This window comes from Streptomyces sp. NBC_01257 (assembly GCF_035917255.1).
Taxonomy (GTDB): domain Bacteria; phylum Actinomycetota; class Actinomycetes; order Streptomycetales; family Streptomycetaceae; genus Streptomyces.
Map to the genome: position 1 here is coordinate 5,423,074 of NZ_CP108472.1, position 14,257 is coordinate 5,437,330.

Here is a 14,257-nt window from a genome sequence, read left to right on the forward strand (position 1 = left end):
GGGCCGCACAGGGCAGGGTCGTGCCCGCGCACCGCGCGTATCACCTTCACATCACCACAGAGGAGCCAAGGGCAGTGCTGAACGGGTTCAAGGACTTCATCCTCCGCGGAAACGTCATCTCCATGGCGATCGGCCTCGCCGTCGGAGCCGCGTTCACCGCGGTCGTCACCGGGTTCAGCAACGCGTTCATCGTGCCGCTGATCGGGATCATCACCCGCGGGACGGGCGACTTCAGCAAGGCGCACTTCAAGTTCGACGGGGTGACCTTCCCCTACGGCCTCTTCATCAGCGCCGCGATCGCCTTCCTCATCACCGCCGCGGTCCTCTACTTCTGTGTCGTCATGCCCATGGCCAAGGTCCAGGACCGCTTCACGGCCAAGAAGGACCAGGAGGAGGTCGACATCAAGGCCGCCCTGCGCGACTGCCCCCGCTGCTACACCCCGATCCCGGCCGTCGCCTCCCGCTGCGCCCACTGCACCAGCGACGTCGAGCCCGACCCCGAGGCGCTGGCACTCGCCAAACTCCCCGTCCAGCGCTGACCCCGCGGCACCCCTCCACCCGTACGGCCTACGGCCCGCTCCGCCGTGAACACCCGGAGCGGCCCGGCCCCGCGGCAGTAAGCACAAGGGAACTAGCTCTCCTCGCCTGGCGTTGACCAGTACGGGAGGCTCCACTGGAGAGTGGAGCACCACCGAGCAAGGGTTCCCCTGCTGCACCACTTGGAGGGCGTACCGTGCACCGCCGGCACAACGGGCTGAGAACCGCCGTCCTCCTGGGCGGCCTGTCCGCACTCATCATCGTCATCGGCAGCTTCTTCGGACGTACGGGCCTGATCGTCGCGCTCCTCGTAGCCCTCGGCACCAACGCCTACGCGTACTGGAACAGCGACAAGCTCGCCCTGCGGGCCATGCGCGCCCGGCCGGTGAGCGAGTTCGAGGCGCCCCAGCTCTACCGCATGGTCCGAGAGCTCTCCACCACGGCCCGCCAGCCCATGCCGCGCCTCTACATCTCCCCGACCCAGGCGCCCAACGCCTTCGCGACCGGCCGCAACCCGCGCAACGCCGCGGTCTGCTGCACCGAGGGCATCCTCCAGCTCCTGGACGAACGGGAACTGCGCGGCGTCCTCGGCCACGAGCTCAGCCATGTCTACAACCGCGACATCCTGATCTCGTCCGTCGCCGGAGCGCTCGCCTCCGTCGTCATGTTCCTGGTCAACTTCGCCTGGCTGATCCCGATCGGACGCTCCAACGACGACGAGGGCCCCGGCATCCTCGGCATGCTGCTCATCATGATCCTGGGACCGCTCGCCGCATCCGTGATCCAATTGGCCGTGAGCCGGTCCCGTGAGTACGAGGCGGACGCCTCGGGCGCACAGCTGACCGGCGACCCGCTGGCCCTGGCCGCCGCGTTGCGGAAGCTGGACGCCGGCACCAAACAGCTTCCACTGCCCCCCGAGCCCCGGATCGAGACCGCGAGCCACATGATGATCGCGAATCCGTTCCGCCCCGGACAGGGCATGTCCAAGATGTTCTCGACCCACCCGCCGATGGCGGAGCGCATCGCCCGACTCGAGCAGATGGCAGGTCACCGACCGTGAAGACAATTCTGAACGTCATTTGGCTGGTCCTGTGCGGCTTCTGGATGTTCCTCGGCTACCTGCTCGCGGGACTCCTGCTGTGCATCACGATCATCGGCATCCCGTTCGGCCTGGCGGCCTTCCGCATCGGCCTCTACGCCCTGTGGCCCTTCGGCCACCGAGTCGTCGATCGCCGGGACGCGGGCGCGCCCTCCTGCGTGGGCAACGTCCTCTGGCTGGTCCTCGCCGGCTGGTGGCTGGCGCTCGGTCACATCACCACGGGCATCGTCCTGTGCATCACGATCATCGGCATCCCCCTGGGCATCGCCAACTTCAAGCTGATCCCGGTCTCGCTGATGCCCTTCGGCAAGGAGATCGTCAGCACGGACGACGAGTTCGCCGGCTGGTAGCGCACCCGTCCCGGGCATCCCACCCGCACCCGGCGGCCCACTCGTACGACAGGCGGGGCACAGGCAGTTCACAGCCTGTGCCCGCAACCGCCCGACCGGCGCGAACGTCTTGGATTCCAAGACCGAGTGACGGGTAGGTTCGCACGCATGACGACCATAGTTGGCTGGATCATTCTCGGACTTGTCGCCGGTGTCATCGCCAAGATCCTGCTGCCGGGCCGCGACCCCGGCGGCCTCGTGGGGACCACCCTCATCGGGGTCGTCGGCGCCTTCCTCGGTGGCTGGATAGCGACGCGCTTCCTGGACCGCACGATCGACAACGAGGACTTCTTCGACCCGGCGACCTGGGTGTCGGCCATCGGCGGCTCACTGGTCCTGCTGATCGGCTACCGGCTGCTGTTCGGGAACTCCCGCGAACGCCGCTGAGACGTCCGGTACCCCTGGGCCTTGGTTCGGTTCAGGCACTAGCCCCCGAGGCCGCCCAGTCCCGTCTCACGCAGTGTCATATTGAGCCGGCCGCCGCTCATCCCCGTCCCGGGATCCGCCGTTCCGGGACGGATCCGCGGCACTCCGTGGAACGCGTACCGCGACGGCCCGCCGAACACGAAGAGATCCCCGGAGGCCAGCTCCACGTCCGTGTAGGGCTGTCCCCGGTTCTCCGTGTTGCCGAAGCGGAAGACGCAGGTGTCGCCGATGCTGAGCGAAACCACCGGGGCACCGGACCGTTCCTCCTTGTCCTGGTGCATGCCCATCCGTGCGGCGTCGTCGTAGAAGTTGATCAGCGCCGCGTCCGGGGCGTACGTCTCCGCCGGACGCCCCGGCCCGTAGGCCTCGGCCACCGCCGCCCGCCCCAGTTCCGCGAGCCACGGGGGGAACGGCGCGACCGGCGCACCGTTCACGTCGTCCGCCGTGCGCGTGTAGCGGTACGGCTGCCAGTGCCACCCCAGGCACACGGTCCGCACCGACATCACCCCGCCGCCCGGCAGCGCCGTGCGCCGCAGCGGAACGGGCCCGCGCGCCCATTCGCGGCACGCCTCCACCAACTCCCGCTGCTGCCCCTCCGACAGCCACTCGGGTACGTGTACGGCACCCGGCGCGACCACGGCCCGCGGCCTCGGGAAGAGACCGCTCATCAGCCCGCCGCCAGGGCGCCCTCGAGCCCGAGAAGCCGCTCCTTGTGCTCCAGACCGCCGGCGTAACCCCGCAGCGCCCCGTCGGCGCCGATCACCCGGTGGCACGGCCGCACGACGAGCAGCGGATTGCGCCCGATCGCGGTGCCCACGGCCCGTACGCCCGCGCCGGCCGAACCGACCCGCTCGGCGATCTGCCCGTACGACACCGTCTCCCCGTACGGCACGGCGTCGAGCGCGGCCCAGACGCGGCGCTGGAAGTCCGTGCCCCGGCCGTCGGCGTACACGAGGTCGAAGCGGGTCCGCCGCCCCCCGAAGTACTCCCGCAACTGCGTGGCGACCCCCTCGAAGGCCGCGGGGGCGTGCTCCCACCCGCCCTCGACGACCGCGGCGCCCTTCTGGCCGGGCAGGGAGAGCGAGACCAGCGCGACCCCCGCGGCGGAACCCGCAGGTCCCGCGGCCTCCTCGCCGACCAGCAGCAGCTCACCCAGTGGGCTGTCGACCGTCGCGTACATGGTCATGGCTCGTCCCTCTCCTCGTCCGGAAGCCGGCCGGAGCGCCGGCCGTCACGGACCAGTCTGCGTCGCCCGTACCGCCGCGACCGGCGGTATTCGGACATGCAGTCCGGGCGCGGAGCGACACGTTCCGCCCGCGCGCCCGGACCGCCGCGTCCTACCGGTAGTTCGCGAACTGGACGTCGAAGTCGAAGTCCTGCCCCTTCACCAGCGCCTGTACGGCCTGCAGGTCGTCCCGGCTCTTCGAGCTGACCCGCAGCTCGTCACCCTGGACCTGGGCCTTGACGCCCTTGGGGCCCTCGTCGCGAATGATCTTCGCGACCTTCTTGGCGTTCTCCTGGGAGATGCCCTCCTCGATCGTGGCGAAGAGCTTGTACTCCTTGCCGGACAGCTGGGGCTCGCCCGCGTCCAGCGACTTCAGCGAGATGCCGCGCTTGATCAGCTTGGACTGGAAGATGTCGAGGATCGCCTTGACCCTCTCCTCGCCGTTCGCCTCCATCAGGATCTTCTCGCCGGACCAGGAGATCGAGGCACCGGTGCCCTTGAAGTCGTAACGCTGGGAGATCTCCTTCGCGGCCTGGTTGAGGGCGTTGTCGACCTCCTGCCGCTCGACCTTCGAGACGATGTCGAAACTGGAGTCGGCCATGACGTGTGGCTCCTTGTATCGGGGTGCTGGAATGGAAGTGCTCACAGGGGCGGCGGCAGAGCCCGCAGGCACCACGCCGCCCACCAAAGCCTAGCCACCCGCGCCCGCCCCGGCCGCTGGTCAATCCAGTGGCGTAGCACCCCCGGGCATCAGGTATCGTTTACGTCGTTGCCACAGAGCGCCGCCGCAAGGCGGGGTCTCACGGCAGCATCCCTTGGCGGTGTGCCCGAGTGGCCAAAGGGAGCAGACTGTAAATCTGCCGGCTCAGCCTACCCAGGTTCGAACCCTGGCGCCGCCACTGGAAGTGAAACCCCTTCCGACCTGCTGTTTCAGCTGGTCGGAAGGGGTTTTCTCGTATGCCCGGCAACTCGATGCCGAAGAGCCCGAAACCCCACCTTGTCTCACCTGATCTCGCCCCGATCCCAGGTCTGATCAGGGCGTGTTCCCCAGGCGTCCCCCGGGGGAGGGCGGGGCTGCTCCGGTTCGCTCCACTCGCGCATCGCTGCGTCGATCCGCCGGTTCGCGGCGTCCTGCGTGCGGGCCAGCACCTTGGCGTAGACGCGGAACAGCACCGCGATCGTGTGCCCTGCTCGCCGGGCGCACTCCATCGGGTCGACCCCGGAACTGAGCCAGAAGGACACCCCGGCGTGACGCAGGTCATACGGCCGTCGTGCGAGTTGCGACGCCGCTTCCTCCTCGGAGAGCACGTCCGTGCGGGCCTGGGCCCACACCTCGCCGTACCCGGTCTCTTGGAGCAGACCGCCCCGGTTGGTCCGGAACAGCCGCCCGTCCGGGGCGGTGCCGTGCGCCGCGACGTGCTGCCGAAGCATGCGTACGAAGTGCGGCGGGATCAGAACGGGGCGCGAATCCTTCGCCGCTCGGGCCTTCAGGTGCCGCGCTTCGTGCGCCTGCCCGTCGTCGGTCCAGCCCTTCCCAACCCTCACGAAGCCGCCCCGGAGGGTCAAGGTGCCCCACCCCTTGTCCGGGAGGTGGCACTGGGCCAGTCGGAGCGCGGTCACTTCCGCCGGCCGCATGGCTGCGTAGTACAGGCAGCCGAAGAACGCTTCCAAGTGCTCTCCGCGCTTGCCCTGCTCACGTACGCCCTTGAGTAGCGCCCGCACTTGGCGAGGGTTCGCCACGCTGTCCGGGTCGACTTCTTCGGCGGTCTTGGGGGCCGCCCACTTCACGGTCGTGAGGGGATTGACCGGCGTGGAGAAGTAGCCCTGCTCCACAGCGAGGCCGAGCACGTCACTCAGGCAGGCCCGCTTGCGCCGCGCGGTGCGAGGGGCCGCCGACTTGCCGTCCAGCTTCAGGGCGAGTGCGTCTAGGGCAAGCCGCACTATGGAGGGCTGTTCGAGCATGGAGACGGGAAGAGAGTTCTTGGCCAGCCAGCGCAGCGCATGCGCCACGTCCGCAGGGGGCTCGTCGTCCCACCGGTTGTGGTTGTAAGCCCACCCGTAGAGCGCCTTGCGGAGAGTCGCGGCGTCCGGGCGCCCGACCCGCGTCTTGGCGAGCGCCGGCGTGATGGTGGCGAGGGCATCTGCGTAGTTCTTCCGCGACTTCGCCGGGGCTGCGGCCCACTTGCGTTCGATGTAGTTGAGGGTGTGCTCGTACCAGGTGATTGCCCCCTGCATCGCGCGGATCTCGGATGCGGGGAGCCCCACCTCTTCGTCGAACTGCTCACCCCGCCGGACGGCGGACATCAGCTCGGACCGGCGGCCATCGGCCTGCGCTTTGAGTTGGTAGCTCTTGGAGTGCTCTCGCTGTCCGACCCGCCAGCGCGGCCGGTAGGGCTTCGGGCGTTCGCGAGTCACTAGTGGGCAGGGGCAGTGAGCGTCAGTTGAGGTCACGGCGTTGCCAGGCCGGTGGGTGAGGCGGCTTGAAAGCTGTCATGGCCTTGCCGAAAGCGTCGCCTGCATCGTCAGTGGTTCTTCATGTGGCTAGCCCTGGCGAAGCCTAGCGATTGGCCGTGCACGCGTCGTCTGCTTGGGCGCGCACGATAGGTTGCCAGGTGTTCGGCTCTGTCGTATCCAGACACCTCGCTCGCCTTGGGCGGGGGTTCGACCTGGTCAGCGCCTCGACCTGGTCGGGAGTGACAACAGACAGGAGCCGACACGATGGTGCGACCCAAGCAGAGGAAGCGGCGCCCACGTCGACCCAAGGACTGGGTCGAGCTGGCGATCGTGGCTCTCGGTGCGGTCACCGCCATCGCGGGGTTCATGGAGCGATTCACGCACTGATTCAGTGACGTGGCCCCGGCTGGTATGGACGGGCATGCGTGAGCCCGGCCGTGTCGTAGTCGGCCGGGCTCACTCCGCCCCGCGCGCGAGGCCTGGCTCCGGACCGCACCGGAGTCAGGCCTTCGTGGTTCACGCGGGCAGTCTCGAATCAACTTAGAGAACGCAGCTACCGAGTAGCGCGGTATCCGCCTGCTCTGTTGGCTCGCTCCGATGGTACAACCGCCCATCGTGCACCAAAGCCTCGAGAGGAGTGTTTCCGCAGGTCAAATGGGTGGCGCGAGGGTATTGCGAGGCTTGGCGACGACCAGCGAATTTTCCAAGATCATAAACGTTTCCGCTGATCAAAGCGTTTTGGGGGTGGCGCGAAAGTGCGGCGGGAGGTAGCGAAGGGTGGCGGAGTGCAGACCTTGCCGCCAGAGCTGTGTCTGACACTCATCACATGCGAGTCAGCACGCCTCTGATACGCGGGGTTGCAGCTATCTCCGCGTCGGCTCATTGTCCTGGTCATGCTCCAGTGAGCTGGCGGACGCCGCGGTTACTGTCGTGAGGCACCAAGTCTGAGCAGCTCAAGGAACTGTCATGAACTCCCACGAACAGCCATGCGCACAGTTGGAAAGCGGTCACCTTCAGCGAGGTTGCGGCACGCGACCTACAGGCCGCAGCGCGGCTGACGTGGCGACGACCGGCTATGCACTGACGAGCCTCCGACTCGACGAGTGACTGCCACGATGGGTGCATGCCGATGACGCCTGGAATGCCGCTCCCCGCAGCGCTGATACCCGACTGCACCTCAGAGGAGGCCCATCGTGCGGCCTACAAGAGGGCGAAGGCCGACAGCTCCATCTTCGTGTGCATCACCCGGCAGGGGGCGCATTGGAGCGTGGTGCTTGATGTCATCAGCAGGCCACTCGTCACTGACGAGGCAGCCAAGGTTCTGCGGTCCGCCGTTGAGGAGCTAGTGGCCACTGGCGCTGCAGCAGGCGGAGCCAACTTCAGCACCGAATACATCTTGTTGCGCAAGATCGGGAGCGAGGGACAGGCCCGCGAGATTGCCGCAGCGTTCCACGCCGCTATCTGCGGCCTTCAGCAGCTGCAGGTCGCCGTGCCGATCCCACGGCAGAGTGCATGAGCGGCCAACTGTGGGTCGGCGCAACGTCCGGTTCGAACCCTGGCGCCGCCACACAGCAAGGCCCCCGTCCTTCGGACGGGGGCCTTCTCTGTTGTGCCTGGAGTGGCCGGCGAGATGCGAGTGCCGTGACCGAAGGGGAGGCGTCCATGGAATCCGTACTGGTCAGCGCGTGTCTGCGGGGTGTGCCCTGCCGCTTCGACGGGCGGGGCAGGGCCTCGGCGGAGACGGCCGCGGTCCTCTCCGGGCGGCGGGCCGTCGCCTTCTGCCCCGAGGTCGCCGCCGGGCTGCCCACGCCCCGCCGGCCCGCCGAGATCACCGGCGGCGACGGGCACGACGTCCTGGACGGCAGGGCCCGGGTCGTCGACGACACCGGACGCGATGTGACCGACGCGTTCGTGGACGGCGCCCACAGGGCGCTGGAGGCGGCGCGCGCGGCCGGCTGCACCGAGGCGTTGCTGATGGCCCGCAGTCCTTCCTGCGGGCGCGGCGCCGTCCATGACGGTACGTTCGCCGGCCAACTGCGCGTGGGCGACGGCGTCACCGCCGCCCTGCTGGAGCGGCACGGGATCACCGTCCGGCCCGCCACGGGGGACTGACCGCGGCGGGCGGTGCGGCGGCAGCGGGCGTCAGTTGCCCGCGACGTCCTTCACGCCGACCGACACCGGCACATTGCCCGAGATCAGTTCCAGCGTCAGGCCCGCCGTCGCCGGGGTGTCCAGGAGCTCCAGGAGCGTCGCCGCGACGTCGTCGCGCGGCACCGGGCCGCGCCCGGTCGACGCGGCGAGCAGCACCTCGCCGGTGCCCGCGTCGTTCGTCAGCATCCCGGGACGCAGGATCGTCCAGTCCAGGGCCGTACGGGAGCGCACGTACGCGTCCGCCGCGCCCTTGGCCCGCAGATAGACGTCGAACACCTCGTCGCCGGGGTGGTCCGGGTCGGCGCCCATGGACGAGACCACGAGATAACGCCGCACCCCCGCCCGCTCCGCCGCGTCCGCGAAGAGCACCGCGGCCCCGCGGTCCACGGTGTCCTTGCGGCCCGTGCCGCTGTCGGGACCCGCGCCGGCCGCGAAGACCGCCGCGTCGGCGCCGCGCAGCACCTCGGCGGCCTCCTCCACGGTGGCCGACTCGAGGTCCAGGACCACGGGTTCGGCACCTACCGCCCGGAGGTCCTCGCTCTGTTGCGGATTACGGATGACGCCCGCCGCCTCATCCCCGCGCGCAGCGAGCAGCCGCTCGAGCCGCAGCGCGATCTGACCATGTCCACCTGCGATGACAATGCGCATGCTGTCGACGGTACGCCGCGCGGCGCCGCGGCGCTCAAGGCCCGCCGCCGGCCGCGGAATCCGGCCGCCCCTGGCGCGGCAGCCCGAACGAGCCGTCCGTCTCCGAGTCGCAGTACTCGCGTACCGCGCTGGTCCGGGCGACCACCCGGCCGCGGTGCACCACGATGCGGCTGTAGGACAGCGACAGCACCCCGGCCAGCTGCTCGCCGCGTACGGCGATCAGCTCGGCGGGGAAGCCCGCCTCGACCCGCACCTCGGGCAGCCCCATCGCACGCCTGGCCTCCGTGGAGACGGCCTCGTACGCGTGCTCGGCCCGCAGCCCGCTCTGCGAGGCCAGCAGGAAGGCGGCCTCCAGCGGATCGCCGCGTCCCACCGGGTTGGCGAGGTCGCGCAGCGCCCCGCTGCCCGCCGCGACCCGCACACCGGCGGCGCGCAGCAGCCGCACGGGGGCGGTGCCCCGGCGCTCGGTCCCGCAGCAGCTGCCCTGCGGCAGGCAGATCACGCTCACGCCGGCCGCGGCGAGCTGGTCGGCCGCGCGGGAGGCGGCCTCCCGGGGGAGCCGGGAGAGGCCGGCGCAGGGGCCGATGGAGACCCCCTGGCGCATCCCGCCCGCCATCGCGGCGAACCGGGCCAGCCGGGCCGGATCGTCACTGTCCGTGTGCAGGTCGACGGGGCAGCCGTGCTCGGCGGCGACCTCCAGGACGGCCTCCGTGTACCCCGTCGGGTCCGGGTCCAGGTCGGGGGAGCCGCCGACCGCTCCGGCCCCCATCTTGAGCGCGTCGCGGAGCATCGCCAGATTGCCGGCCCCCGCGACGCCGGTGAGCAGCCGGGGGACGGCGACCGCGGTCAGATCGGCGAGCCCGCGCAGTGAGCGGCGGGCCTGGAGGACGGCTTCGAGTGCGGTGAGGCCCTGTATGTCGCCGATCCGCACGTGCGAGCGCAGTGCGGTCGCGCCGTGGCCGAGTTGCAGCAACGCGGCCTCGGTGGCGCGTCGCTGGATGTCCTCGGGGCGCTGCGAGGCCGGTCCGGGAGCGTCGGGTCCGGTGCCCTCGGCGGTGAGGGCGGTGTCGCTGTGGGCGTGCGGTTCGGCGGGGGCGGGGAGCAGCAGATGGCCCCGCAGGTCCACCCGGGCGCCGGGCGCGAGGAGGCTGCCCGCGGTGCCGACGGCCTCGATCCGGCTGCCGCCGAGCCGTACGTCCACGATGCGGCCGTCGGTGAGACGGGCGCCGCAGAGCGTCAGCGCGGTGCTGTCCGGGCTGACGGTGGCGTCCGGCGCGTGGTCGTCCGGGGGCCGCGGCTGACTGTCGGGCATCGCGGCTCCTGGGAAGGGAAAGGGGGGCAAGATCACGCAGAGTGAGTCGAGCCTAGGCGGGAGCCCTGTCCGGTTCGAGGAGGAGCGGAATAGTCGTACCGGCGCGGTTCCGTGGTGCGCGTGGGGCTCCGCCGTACGTGCGGGGCCGGCGGTGCGGGAGTGGCTGATCAGGAGGCGTGAGCCGTGCTGATCACGGGCCGGAAACCCTGCTGATCAAGGGCTCGGAACGGCGTCGGCCAGCGGTGTGGAGCGGTCCCGATCAAGGGCTCGGGATGGGGCTTCGAAACGGATTTGGGCGATCGGCGACCAACCGTGTAATGTCTTCATCGCTCGCCCCAATAGCTCAGTCGGTAGAGCGTCTCCATGGTAAGGAGAAGGTCTGCGGTTCGATTCCGCATTGGGGCTCTGGTGATCGGGAAACCCCGCTTCGGCGGGGGGCCTCGTCATCAAAGCGGTGTAGCTCAGTCGGTAGAGCAAGCGGCTCATAATCGCTGTGTCACCGGTTCAAGTCCGGTCACCGCTACTAACAGTAGCCGATTGTGGGGTCGGTCCTCCGATCGGCTACTCTTTTTTTTGCGTTCATCCGTCCACCGTCCGTCCAAGGAGCACTCACGTGGCTGCCACCGACGTCCGCCCGAAGATCACGCTGGCCTGCGTGGAGTGCAAGGAGCGGAACTACATCACCAAGAAGAACCGGCGTAACAACCCGGACCGTCTTGAGATGAAGAAGCATTGCCCGCGCTGCAACTCGCACACTGCGCACCGCGAAACGCGCTGAATCAGGCTCGTACACGAGGCCGTCCCCATTGGGGGCGGCCTCGTGTCGTTTGTACGGGGCCGTAGTCGTACTGTGGCCCCTTCGTCTTTCCATCAGGAGGTTGCGAGCTCATGGCGCTCGACCAGTCCTTCGTGGGGCGGACCTATCCGCCCACCGCGCCGTACGAGGTCGGCCGGGAGAAGATCCGAGAGTTCGCCGAGGCGGTGGGCGACACCAACCCCGCCTACGTCGACCCCGGGGCGGCCGTGGCGCTCGGTCACAGCGATGTGATCGCACCGCCGACGTTCGTGTTCTCGATCACCTTCAAGGCCGCCGCGCAGGTCGTCGAGGACCCTCAGCTGGGCCTGGACTACAGCCGGGTGGTGCACGGTGACCAGAAGTTCGTCTACGTGCGTCCGGTGCGGGCGGGGGACCGGCTGACGGTCGTCTCGACGATCGAGGCCGTCAAGTCCATGGCGGGCAACGACATCCTGGACGTGCGTGGCGAGGTCCACGACGAGTCCGGTGACCTCGTCGTGACGGCGTGGACGAAGCTGGTGGCGCGCGCCGCCGAGGAGGCGTGATGACGGCGAAGGTGAGTTACGACTCGGTCGAGGTCGGTACGGAGCTGCCGGCGCAGTCCTTCCCGGTCACCCGCGCGACGCTGGTGCGGTACGCGGGCGCCTCGGGCGACTTCAACCCGATCCACTGGAACGAGAAGTTCGCCCGCGAGGTCGGACTGGACGACGTGATCGCCCACGGCATGTTCACCATGGCCGAGGCGATCCGGGTGGTCACGGACTGGGCCGGCGATCCGGGTTCGGTCATCGAGTACGGCGTGCGGTTCACCAAGCCGGTCGTCGTCCCCAACGACGACAAGGGCGCGCTGATCGAGGTCAGCGGCAAGGTGGGTGCCCTGCTCGACGACCGGCGGGTGCGGGTCGACCTGACGGCGATGAGCGAGGGCAGGAAGGTGCTGGGCATGTCCCGCGCCGTCGTACAGCTCGGCTGAACCGTCGAGCGCCGAGAGGCGCTGAACGGTGGAGGTAGGGGGCACGGTCCATGGGCCGTGCCCCTTACTCATGAGCAATGCCGGCATCCCGCTTGACTAAGTTAGTGATTGAGCAATAACTTAGCTCCCATGGCAAGGATGAGTGCAGACGAGCGACGCGAGAGCGTCATCCGTGCAGCGATCACCGAGTTCGCCCGGGGCGGGTACAACGCGACGTCCACCGAGGCGATCGCCCGGCGGGTGGGCGTCTCGCAGCCGTATCTCTTCCGGCTCTTCGCCAACAAGCAGGCCATGTTCCTGGCCGCCGCCGAGCGGTGCCTGCTGGATACCCGCAAGGTCTTCTCGGACGCCTCCGAGGGGCTGGAGGGCGAGGAGGCGCTGCACGCGATGGCGAGGGCCTACCAGCGCCTGATCATCCACGACCCGGACCGGCTGCTGATGCAGATGCAGATGTACGCCGCCGTCGCGGCGGCGGAGGCCGCCGGGGACCACGAGTTCGGTGAGTCGCTGCGGGCCGGCTGGCTGCAGATGTTCGACGACCTCGCCCTCACGCTCGGCGGCGATCCCAACGAGGCGACCACGTTTCTCGCGTACGGAATGCTCGTCAACACCCTGACCTCGCTCGGCTATCCGGCGGATCACCGGATCTGGTCGAGGTTCTACGACTCGGCCAAGCCGGCCGGCTGAACAGTGCCACCCGGGTTCGGCCCGGTTTTCTGCCCAGAAAAGTTAGTAATCAATAACTAACCCTCAGGGGGAGCAGTGGACCAGCACACGAAAGGCCGCTCGGGAGCGGTCTGGGCCCTTGTCATCACCAGCGTGGCCAGCTTCATGGCCGCCCTCGACAACCTCGTCGTCACCACCGCGCTGCCGTCCATCCGGGAGAGCCTCGGCGGCGAGCTGGAGGAGCTCGAATGGACGGTGAACGCGTACACGCTCACCTTCGCCGTCCTGCTGATGTTCGGCGCCGCCCTGGGTGACCGGTTCGGCCGGCGCCGCCTCTTCATCGCCGGACTCGCCGTCTTCACCGGGGCATCGGCCGCGGCCGCGCTCTCGCCGGGGATCAACGAACTCATCGCCTTCCGCGCCGTCCAGGGCGTGGGCGCGGCGATCATGATGCCGCTGACCCTGACCCTCCTCACGGCCGCCGTGCCGCCCGCCCGCCGCGGCGCCGCGCTGGGCATCTACGGAGCCGTCACCGGCCTCGCCGTGGCCAGCGGGCCGCTGGTCGGCGGGAGCCTCACCGAACACATCTCCTGGCAGTGGATCTTCTGGCTGAACGTCCCGATCGGCCTGGCCCTGCTGCCGCTCGCCCGGCTGCGGCTGGCCGAGTCCTACGCCCCCGAGTCCCGGCTCGACATCCCCGGCACCCTCCTGGTCAGCGGCGGACTCTTCGGCATCGTCTACGGCCTGGTGAACGCCAACGCCGACGGCTGGACCAGCCCCACCGTGCTGACCGCCCTGATCGCCGGTGCCGCGCTCCTGGCCGGATTCGTCCGCCACGGCTTCCGCGCGAAGAACCCGATGCTGCCCATGCGCCTGTTCAAGGACCGGGCGTTCTTCGGGATCAACATGGCCAGCCTGCTGATGTTCCTCGGCATGTTCGGTTCGATCTTCCTGCTCAGCCAGTACCTCCAGGGCGTCCTGGGCTACTCGCCCACCGAGGCCGGGCTGCGGATGCTGCCCTGGACCGGAATGCCGATGCTGGTGGCGCCGATCGCCGGGATACTCGCCGACCGGTTCGGCGGCCGGCCGGTGGTCGTGACCGGGCTCGCCCTCCAGGCCGTCGGACTCGCCCTGTTCGCCATGGTCCTCGCCCCCGACGCCTCCTACGCCTCGCAGCTGCCCGGACTGATGGTGGGCGGCGTCGGCATGGCCCTGTACTTCGCACCCGCCGCCAGCCTGGTGATGTCCAGCGTCCGCCCCTCGGAACAGGGCATCGCCTCCGGTGCCAACAACGCGCTGCGCGAGGTCGGCGGCGCCCTCGGGGTCGCCGTCCTCGCCACGGTCTTCTCCGCCCAGGGTGGTTACGGATCGCCGCAGTCCTTCACGGACGGGACCGTCCCCGCGGTCTGGATCGGGGCCGGAGCGGTGGCGCTCGCCGCGCTGGTCGCCCTGCTGATCCCGCGCCGCCGCACCACCCCGGCGCAGGAGCCGGACCCGACCGAGGCGCGGGTGCCGGTGGCCGTCTGAGGACGTGTCACGCCGCCACGGTCCGCGGCCCCGCCCTGGAGGCGGGGCCGCGGA

The 14,257-nt window shown here is 69.6% G+C and carries 18 protein-coding genes and 3 tRNA genes; 15 read left to right on the top strand and 6 right to left on the bottom strand.

The genetic code is table 11. The annotated features are described in order from the left end of the window. Nucleotides 1-74 precede the first annotated feature (74 nt). From mscL to OG408_RS23510, 4 genes are all read left to right on the top strand, one after another. Nucleotides 75-539: a large conductance mechanosensitive channel protein MscL gene (gene mscL, locus OG408_RS23495; RefSeq protein WP_266781598.1), complete on the top strand. Its 465-nt coding sequence runs from the start codon at nucleotides 75-77 to the stop codon at nucleotides 537-539. A gap of 194 nt (nucleotides 540-733) precedes the next feature. Next, nucleotides 734-1,597, top strand: a complete 864-nt coding sequence (gene htpX / locus OG408_RS23500) for a zinc metalloprotease HtpX (RefSeq protein ID WP_266781600.1) — start codon at nucleotides 734-736, stop codon at nucleotides 1,595-1,597. Continuing rightward, nucleotides 1,594-1,986 (top strand): YccF domain-containing protein, encoded by a 393-nt coding sequence (locus tag OG408_RS23505; RefSeq protein WP_266781602.1) that lies wholly within the window; start codon nucleotides 1,594-1,596, stop codon nucleotides 1,984-1,986. The genes htpX and OG408_RS23505 overlap by 4 nt, the downstream gene beginning before the upstream one ends. A 147-nt stretch (nucleotides 1,987-2,133) precedes the next feature. Next, complete coding sequence (locus OG408_RS23510) at nucleotides 2,134-2,412, top strand: GlsB/YeaQ/YmgE family stress response membrane protein (RefSeq protein ID WP_266781604.1); 279 nt, start codon at nucleotides 2,134-2,136, stop codon at nucleotides 2,410-2,412. A gap of 38 nt (nucleotides 2,413-2,450) precedes the next feature. Here the strand turns inward: OG408_RS23510 and OG408_RS23515 are convergent, their stop codons facing one another. The 3 genes from OG408_RS23515 to OG408_RS23525 all read right to left on the bottom strand — a co-directional run bounded on the left by OG408_RS23515 (nucleotide 2,451) and on the right by OG408_RS23525 (nucleotide 4,277). Then, on the bottom strand, nucleotides 2,451-3,119 hold the full coding sequence (locus OG408_RS23515; protein WP_326671797.1) for an alpha-ketoglutarate-dependent dioxygenase AlkB family protein: 669 nt from the start codon (nucleotides 3,117-3,119) through the stop codon (nucleotides 2,451-2,453). Further along, a complete protein-coding gene (locus OG408_RS23520; RefSeq protein WP_266781608.1) occupies nucleotides 3,119-3,637 on the bottom strand; it encodes a methylated-DNA--[protein]-cysteine S-methyltransferase in 519 nt (172 codons plus the stop codon). Before OG408_RS23520 ends, OG408_RS23515 begins: the two co-directional genes overlap by 1 nt. Before the next feature lie 151 nt (nucleotides 3,638-3,788). Next, nucleotides 3,789-4,277, bottom strand: coding sequence for a YajQ family cyclic di-GMP-binding protein (locus tag OG408_RS23525; RefSeq protein ID WP_266781610.1), 489 nt, complete (start codon nucleotides 4,275-4,277; stop codon nucleotides 3,789-3,791). Nucleotides 4,278-4,493: 216 nt separating this feature from the next. On the opposite strand from OG408_RS23525, the gene OG408_RS23530 reads away from it, so the two are divergent. Further along, nucleotides 4,494-4,575: transfer RNA gene (locus tag OG408_RS23530), tRNA-Tyr, on the top strand. Between the two features lie 103 nt (nucleotides 4,576-4,678). On the opposite strand, the gene OG408_RS23535 is transcribed toward OG408_RS23530, so the two are convergent. Further along, nucleotides 4,679-6,091, bottom strand: coding sequence for a tyrosine-type recombinase/integrase (locus OG408_RS23535; protein WP_326671799.1), 1,413 nt, complete (start codon nucleotides 6,089-6,091; stop codon nucleotides 4,679-4,681). 303 nt (nucleotides 6,092-6,394) lie between these two features. On the opposite strand from OG408_RS23535, the gene OG408_RS23540 reads away from it, so the two are divergent. From OG408_RS23540 to OG408_RS23550, 3 genes are all read left to right on the top strand, one after another. Beyond that, nucleotides 6,395-6,517, top strand: a complete 123-nt coding sequence (locus OG408_RS23540; RefSeq protein ID WP_326671800.1) for a hypothetical protein — start codon at nucleotides 6,395-6,397, stop codon at nucleotides 6,515-6,517. Between the two features lie 736 nt (nucleotides 6,518-7,253). After that, entirely contained in the window at nucleotides 7,254-7,646 is a 393-nt protein-coding gene (locus OG408_RS23545; RefSeq protein WP_326671801.1) for a hypothetical protein, read from the top strand. Between the two features lie 146 nt (nucleotides 7,647-7,792). Further along, on the top strand, nucleotides 7,793-8,242 hold the full coding sequence (locus OG408_RS23550; RefSeq protein ID WP_285573636.1) for a DUF523 domain-containing protein: 450 nt from the start codon (nucleotides 7,793-7,795) through the stop codon (nucleotides 8,240-8,242). A gap of 30 nt (nucleotides 8,243-8,272) precedes the next feature. Here OG408_RS23550 and OG408_RS23555 read toward each other — a convergent pair whose 3' ends face one another. Continuing rightward, nucleotides 8,273-8,929, bottom strand: a complete 657-nt coding sequence (locus tag OG408_RS23555) for an SDR family oxidoreductase (protein ID WP_326671804.1) — start codon at nucleotides 8,927-8,929, stop codon at nucleotides 8,273-8,275. A gap of 34 nt (nucleotides 8,930-8,963) precedes the next feature. Then, entirely contained in the window at nucleotides 8,964-10,241 is a 1,278-nt protein-coding gene (locus tag OG408_RS23560; RefSeq protein WP_326671806.1) for an amidohydrolase family protein, read from the bottom strand. A 332-nt stretch (nucleotides 10,242-10,573) separates the two neighbouring features. Between OG408_RS23560 and OG408_RS23565 the strand changes: the two genes are divergently transcribed. The 7 genes from OG408_RS23565 (at nucleotide 10,574) to OG408_RS23595 (ending at nucleotide 14,203) form a co-directional block, all read left to right on the top strand. Then, nucleotides 10,574-10,646 (top strand) — tRNA-Thr (locus OG408_RS23565). 45 nt (nucleotides 10,647-10,691) lie between these two features. Beyond that, a tRNA-Met gene (locus OG408_RS23570) sits at nucleotides 10,692-10,764 on the top strand. 90 nt (nucleotides 10,765-10,854) lie between these two features. Beyond that, the gene (rpmG, locus tag OG408_RS23575; RefSeq protein WP_003956487.1) at nucleotides 10,855-11,019 is read left to right on the top strand and encodes a 50S ribosomal protein L33; all 165 of its coding nucleotides are present in this window, start codon (nucleotides 10,855-10,857) and stop codon (nucleotides 11,017-11,019) included. A gap of 110 nt (nucleotides 11,020-11,129) precedes the next feature. Next, a complete protein-coding gene (locus tag OG408_RS23580; RefSeq protein WP_266781617.1) occupies nucleotides 11,130-11,582 on the top strand; it encodes a MaoC family dehydratase N-terminal domain-containing protein in 453 nt (150 codons plus the stop codon). Further along, nucleotides 11,582-12,010: a MaoC family dehydratase gene (locus OG408_RS23585; RefSeq protein ID WP_326671807.1), complete on the top strand. Its 429-nt coding sequence runs from the start codon at nucleotides 11,582-11,584 to the stop codon at nucleotides 12,008-12,010. The genes OG408_RS23580 and OG408_RS23585 overlap by 1 nt, the downstream gene beginning before the upstream one ends. Before the next feature lie 138 nt (nucleotides 12,011-12,148). Further along, on the top strand, nucleotides 12,149-12,697 hold the full coding sequence (locus OG408_RS23590) for a TetR/AcrR family transcriptional regulator (RefSeq protein ID WP_285573591.1): 549 nt from the start codon (nucleotides 12,149-12,151) through the stop codon (nucleotides 12,695-12,697). A 75-nt stretch (nucleotides 12,698-12,772) separates the two neighbouring features. Continuing rightward, nucleotides 12,773-14,203 carry an MFS transporter gene (locus OG408_RS23595; protein ID WP_266781623.1) on the top strand — a complete coding sequence of 477 codons (1,431 nt, stop codon included), beginning with the start codon at nucleotides 12,773-12,775 and terminating at the stop codon, nucleotides 14,201-14,203. Nucleotides 14,204-14,257 lie beyond the last annotated feature (54 nt).